This is a genomic window from Streptomyces sp. BF23-19 (assembly GCF_041106355.1).
Lineage (GTDB): Bacteria > Actinomycetota > Actinomycetes > Streptomycetales > Streptomycetaceae > Streptomyces > Streptomyces virginiae_A.
This window is the reverse complement of sequence record NZ_JBGBPT010000170.1, coordinates 1-5,295: the sequence shown is the minus strand read 5'-3', so window position 1 is coordinate 5,295 and position 5,295 is coordinate 1. Positions and strand designations below refer to the sequence as shown.

The window sequence follows — 5,295 nt, the reverse complement described above, 5'->3', positions numbered from 1 at the left end:
CTCCAGCCTCGCCGGCGTCCGAGGCCCCCCGCCCCGCGCCGCCCGTTCCAGCCTCGCCGGCGTTTGAGGCGCGAGGTCTGGGGCGGAGCCCCGGTTTCGGGAAGGGGCGGGTAGGGGAAAGCGCCGCAGGCCCGCCCCCGCCCCCGCTCAGGCGGAGGTCCGCTTCCGCGGTGTCGCCGTCTTCTTCGCGGCCGCCGCCGTACCGGTCTTCTTCGCCGCCGCGGTCTTGGCCGTACTCTTCGCCGTGGTCTTGGCCGTACGCGAAGTCGACTTGCCCGCCGTCGACTTGCCGCCGGCCGCTGTCGTCGTCTTCTTCTTCGTCCCGGCCGAAGCCGCCGTCTTCTTGGCCGAAGCCGCCGTCGACTTCTTCCCGCCGACCGCCTTCGGCGCGGCAGCGCCCGTACCCGTACCCGCCCCCGCACCCGCCCGGGCCTTCCGCCGAATCGGCGTGACCTCCGCCTTCACCTCGCCGTCGCCCTCGCCCTTCCCACCCCCGTCCGCCTCCCCCCGGGAAGCCTTCGCGGCCCGCACACTCTTCTCCAACGCCGCCATCAGGTCGATCACCTGCCCGCCGGCCGGCTCCACCACGGCCTCCGTCGGCTCGAACGCCCCGGCCGACTTCGCCACGATCAGCGCCTCCACGGCCTCCCGGTAGTCGTCGTGCAGCGAGGCCATCTCCACATCCCCCAGCGTGGCCATCAGCGCGTCCGCCAGGTCGAGTTCGGCGTCCCGTACGGTCACGTCGGCCTCCGGCGCCACCCCCTCCGGCGCCCGGATCTCGTCCGGCCACAACAGCCCGTGCATCGCGATCACGTCGTCCACGACCCGCAACATGCCCAGCCGCTCCCGCCCCCGCAGCGCGTACTTGGCGATCGCGACCTTCCGGCTCCGCTTGAGCGCCTCCCGGAGCAGCGTGTACGGCTTCGCCGCCGTCGCCCCGTTCGCCGCGAGGTAGTACGCCGCGTCCATCTGCAGCGGATCGATCTCCTCCGCCGGTACGAACGACATGATCTCGATCGTCTTCGCGGTCGCCAGTGGCAGCTGCGCCAGGTCCTCGTCCGTGATCGGGACGATCGCCCCGTCGGCCTCCTCGTACCCCTTGCCGATCTCGGCGCTCGGCACCTCCTCCCCGTCCAGCTCGCACACCTTGCGGTACCGGACGCGCCCGCCGTCATTGACGTGGATCTGACGGAAGGAGATCGAGTGGCTCTCGGTGGCGTTCACGAGCTTGATCGGGATGCTGACCAGGCCGAAGGAGATCGCCCCGTTCCAAATGGATCGCACGGTTCCTCCTGTTTCGTGGCAGTCTCATCGTATGACGCCGATCACATTGGTGGAGGGCCGTCGCATCGCGCTCAGCAATCTCGACAAGATCCTCTACCCGGAGACCGGCTTCACCAAGGGCGAGGTGCTGCACTACTACGCCACCGTCGCGGGCCCGCTGCTCGCCCACATCCATGACCGACCGGTGTCCTTCCTGCGCTACCCCGACGGTCCCGACGGCCAGCTCTTCTTCACCAAGAATCCGCCGCCCGGCACACCCGACTGGGTGAGGACCACCCCCGTGCCCCGCTCCGAGGACCTCTCCGCCGCCCAGGTGGTCGTCGCCGACCTGGCCACCCTCATGTGGTCCGCCAACCTCGTCGTGGAGTTCCACACCCCCCAGTGGACCGCCGGCCACCCCGCCCTCGCCGACCGGATGGTCCTCGACCTCGACCCCGGCCCGCCCGCCACCGTCGTCGAGTGCTGCGCCGCCGCGCTCTGGCTGCGCCAGCGGCTCGCCGCCGACGGCCTGCACGCCTACGCCAAGACCTCCGGCTCCAAGGGCATGCACCTGGCCGTGCCGCTGGAGCCGGCCCCCTCCGAGCGGGTGTCCGCGTACGCGAAGCAACTCGCCCAGGAGGCCGAACGCGAGCTCCCCGAGCTGATCGTGCACCGCATGGCCAAGGCGCTGCGCCCCGGCAAGGTCTTCGTCGACCACAGCCAGAACGCCGCCGCCAAGACCACCGCCGCCCCCTACACCCTGCGCGCGCGGGCCCGGCCGACCGTGTCCGCGCCCGTCTCCTGGGCGGAGGTCGAAGCCTGCCGCAGCGCCTCCGCCCTGGTCTTCCTCGCCGACGACATCGCACCGCGGCTCGCCCGCGACGGGGACCTCTTCGCCCCGCTGACCGACCCCGAGCGGGCCCGCCCGCTGCCCGGGGCCGGGGCCGGGGCCCGGCCGTGATCCGCGTCGCGCTGGCCGCCGCCGTACGTACCCTGCCCCGCGGGGCGGGACTGGCGTACGAGCCGAAGTTCGACGGCCACCGGCTCGTCGTGCTGCGCTCGGCGACCGACGTGAGGCTCCAGGCGCGCTCCGGCCGGATCGTGACCAGCGCCTTCCCCGACCTGGCCGCGGCCGCACTGCTGCTGCCCGCCGACACGGTCCTCGACGGCGAGGTGGTGGTCTGGCACGCGGGGCGTACGGATTTCGCCCTGGTGCAGCGGCGGGCGGCGGCCACCGCCGCCCGCGCCGCCGTCCTCGCGCAGCGCCTGCCCGCCTCCTACGCCGCCTTCGACGTGCTGGAACTGGCCGGACTGGACCTGCGCGGCCGCCCCTACGAGCGCCGCCGGGCCCTCCTTGTCGACCTGTTGCTGCCCCTGGGTCCGCCGCTGCAGCCGGTGCCGATGACCACCGATCCGGAACTGGCCGCCACCTGGTACGAGACCCTGCCGGCCAGCGGTATCGAGGGCCTCGTCGTGAAACGGCTGGACCAGGCCTACCCGGCCGGGCGGCGCGGCTGGCAGAAGCTGCGGCACACCGACGTCCGCGACGCGGCGGTGGTCGGCTACACCGGAACCCCGCGCCGCCCGCTCGCCCTGGTGCTCGTCCTGCCGGTCGGGGACGAGACCCCGCTCGTGTCGAGCCCGTTGAGCGCGGCCCTGCGGGCGGAGGTGGCGGCCGAGGTGGCCGCCCGCGGGGCGGCCTCACCCTCCTTGGCCACGGTCACGGCGATCGGGCTCGGGGAGGTCCCCTTCCGGGCGCTCGACCCACCGCTCACGGCGGAGGTCCGGCACACCTCGGCCCGGCATCCGCCGCCGGAGGTGCTCCGGCTGCGGACGGACCTCTGACCCGCGCGGGAGGCGCGGGTCAGAGGCCGTCGAAGTGGGTGCGTCAGGCGTGTGCGCCGCGCCCGGCGTCCGGGGGAGCCCCCGGCTGTGGGTGCGGTCCCGGGCCCTCCGGCAGCTTGTAACCGGACTCCCGTTCCGCCCGGACCTCCTCCGGATGGGTGGAGGTGGTGGAGCCGAAGTTCCCGTAGCCCTGCATCTCGTGCGGCCGTAGACCCCCCTCGGGGATCTCCACCTGGTCCCGCTCCTCGCGGACCTCGTAGACCGCCCCGCCCTCCGGCAGGTGGGGCTGGCTCTCGGCGGTGGGCGGGGGTGGCTCCTTCGCCCGTACCTTCTTGCCCAGTAGGAAGCCGCCCAGCAGGAAGCCGGCGACGAGGATGCCGACGACCAGGAACCAGGCGATGTCGGCGAGGGTCGCGTCCACGCTCAGGGTCGTGTCCATACCGACCATGTTCCCGTACGCAGGTCCGAAATGCTTCGTATGCCCCGGATGCCTTGGGCCGTCCGGGGTACACGCCTGGTGCGCGTACACGCCGAACGAGAAGGAGGCCGACCATGCCCCGTGGATCGTCCCCGAAGCGCGAACGACAGTACGAACACATCAAGGAAGGCCTGGAGGAGCGCGGCGAACCGGAGAAGAAGGCGAAGGAGATCGCCGCCCGGACCGTGAACAAGGAACGGGCCCGGGCGGGCGAGTCCAGGACGGCCGGTCGGGAATCGATCGAGGACATCTCCTCGTCCCGGCGCGGTGGCCTGCACTCCCACTCGGGCGCGCAGGGCCCCACGTACGAACAGCTCTACGCCGAGGCCCGGCGCCGCAACATCCACGGCCGCTCGGACATGAACAAGACGCAGCTCAAGCGCGCCCTGGGCGAGTGACGGTACCGGCTGGTGCTGTGACCGGAAAGGTTCACCGGGTCGCGACGCCCGGCACGGCACCTCGCCGCGTTGTCGGACCACGGAAGTACGTCCAGTACGGCCCGCGGCCCTCCGCCTCGCGATGCACCGCACCGGACGCCGCGACCCGGCAAACCTTTCCGGTCACAGCACTAGGCGTTGATGGGCCCGTCGGCATCCCGCAGGGCGCCGGCGGCCTTGCGTTCCCCGAGCGCCCCCAGGATCTCGGCGCAGATCGCCAGCGCGGTCTCCGCCGGGGTACGGGCGCCCAGGTCCAGGCCGATCGGGCCGTGCACCCGCGCCAGTTGGGCCTCGGTGACCCCGGCCGCGAGCAGCCCCTCCCGCCGCCGGGCCGTGGTCTTGCGGGAGCCCAGCGCGCCGACGTACGGCACCTCCAGGGCCAGCGCCACCCGCAGCGTCGGCACGTCGAACGACTCCTCATGGCTCAGCATGACCAGGCACGCGGCGTCCCGGCGCGCCTCCAGCACCTTGCCGGCCTCCTCCGGGCCCGTGACCAGTACGGCCTCCCAGCCCAGCAGCAGCGACTGCCGCTCGATGATCTCGGCCAGCTCACCGCCGCCGCCGATGACCACGTACGGGGCCGACGGGAACGCCTCGACCAGCACCAGCCCCGTCTCCGCGTACAGCGCGTCCCGCCCGGCCCGCCGGGTCGCCAGCAGCTCGCCCGCCCGCCGGCCGGCATCGTCTCCGGGCGCGTCCGTGGCCCGTACGACCTCACTGGTGGCCCGGTCGGCGGCCTCGTTCAGCCGGGTCACCAACGCCACCCCGACCCCGTCGCCCAGCAGCTCCCACCACGCGGCCGGGATCGCGGCGAGGGGCTGCAGCAGCACCTCGGCCTGCCCGCCGCAGGTCAGCCTCGCGGCCACGGCCTCGGCCGCCCGCACGGACACCTCGCACACCCGCGCGGTGACCCCGGGCGGCAGGGCCGCGACCTCGGCGGCGAGTTCGGCGTCGAAGACCCCGCGGTAGAGCGTGCCGACACACTCCCCCCGCGCGTCGATGAGCACGGCCCCGGCCGGATCCCGCGGCCCGAACCCCTGCTCGGTCACGGGCCGGGCCAGATACCCGGCCCGCCCCTCGGCCGCCCACCGCCGCGCCGTCTCCACCAGCTCACGCATCCGCGCCGCCCCTTCTCGATCGCCAGAGCACGCCACCAGTTCAACCGTCCCGTCGGCTCCTTCCAGGCCCTCAAGCCCCGCCTCGCCCGGCTCTGGCTCGACGTGGCCTCCGCGCGTGCGGCGGCGCGGGCCGCGGCCGACGCCCTCGCCACCT

Annotated in this window: 6 protein-coding genes and 1 pseudogene; 4 read left to right on the top strand and 3 right to left on the bottom strand. The window is 73.7% G+C overall.

Going from position 1 to position 5,295, the window contains the following annotated elements; all coding sequences use genetic code 11:
- Positions 1 to 147: 147 nt before the first annotated feature.
- Positions 148 to 1,284 (bottom strand): Ku protein, encoded by a 1,137-nt coding sequence (locus tag AB8A24_RS42825; RefSeq protein ID WP_369479211.1) that lies wholly within the window; start codon positions 1,282 to 1,284, stop codon positions 148 to 150.
- A gap of 31 nt (positions 1,285 to 1,315) precedes the next feature.
- Here AB8A24_RS42825 and ligD point away from each other — a divergent pair, with 31 nt between their 5' ends.
- Positions 1,316 to 2,224 (top strand): non-homologous end-joining DNA ligase, encoded by a 909-nt coding sequence (gene ligD / locus AB8A24_RS42820; RefSeq protein ID WP_369479210.1) that lies wholly within the window; start codon positions 1,316 to 1,318, stop codon positions 2,222 to 2,224.
- Entirely contained in the window at positions 2,224 to 3,108 is an 885-nt protein-coding gene (locus AB8A24_RS42815) for an ATP-dependent DNA ligase (RefSeq protein WP_328965853.1), read from the top strand. The genes ligD and AB8A24_RS42815 overlap by 1 nt, the downstream gene beginning before the upstream one ends.
- Before the next feature lie 43 nt (positions 3,109 to 3,151).
- Here AB8A24_RS42815 and AB8A24_RS42810 read toward each other — a convergent pair whose 3' ends face one another.
- Positions 3,152 to 3,547 carry a DUF6479 family protein gene (locus AB8A24_RS42810; RefSeq protein WP_328961679.1) on the bottom strand — a complete coding sequence of 132 codons (396 nt, stop codon included), beginning with the start codon at positions 3,545 to 3,547 and terminating at the stop codon, positions 3,152 to 3,154.
- A gap of 113 nt (positions 3,548 to 3,660) precedes the next feature.
- Between AB8A24_RS42810 and AB8A24_RS42805 the strand changes: the two genes are divergently transcribed.
- Positions 3,661 to 3,984 carry a plasmid stabilization protein gene (locus AB8A24_RS42805; protein WP_328961678.1) on the top strand — a complete coding sequence of 108 codons (324 nt, stop codon included), beginning with the start codon at positions 3,661 to 3,663 and terminating at the stop codon, positions 3,982 to 3,984.
- A 170-nt stretch (positions 3,985 to 4,154) separates the two neighbouring features.
- Here AB8A24_RS42805 and AB8A24_RS42800 read toward each other — a convergent pair whose 3' ends face one another.
- Positions 4,155 to 5,141, bottom strand: coding sequence for an XdhC family protein (locus tag AB8A24_RS42800; protein WP_369479209.1), 987 nt, complete (start codon positions 5,139 to 5,141; stop codon positions 4,155 to 4,157).
- Between the two features lie 24 nt (positions 5,142 to 5,165).
- Between AB8A24_RS42800 and AB8A24_RS42795 the strand changes: the two are divergent.
- Positions 5,166 to 5,295 (top strand): annotated as a pseudogene (locus tag AB8A24_RS42795) (acyl-CoA dehydrogenase family protein); the annotation flags it as partial.

Bases quoted from the DNA above. Each gene is read 5' to 3' on its own strand.
- AB8A24_RS42810 (WP_328961679.1), bottom strand. From the start codon at position 3,547: ATGGACACGACCCTGAGCGTGGACGCGACCCTCGCCGACATCGCCTGG.
- AB8A24_RS42800 (WP_369479209.1), bottom strand. From the start codon at position 5,141: ATGCGTGAGCTGGTGGAGACGGCGCGGCGGTGGGCGGCCGAGGGGCGG.
- ligD (WP_369479210.1), top strand. From the start codon at position 1,316: ATGACGCCGATCACATTGGTGGAGGGCCGTCGCATCGCGCTCAGCAAT.
- AB8A24_RS42805 (WP_328961678.1), top strand. From the start codon at position 3,661: ATGCCCCGTGGATCGTCCCCGAAGCGCGAACGACAGTACGAACACATC.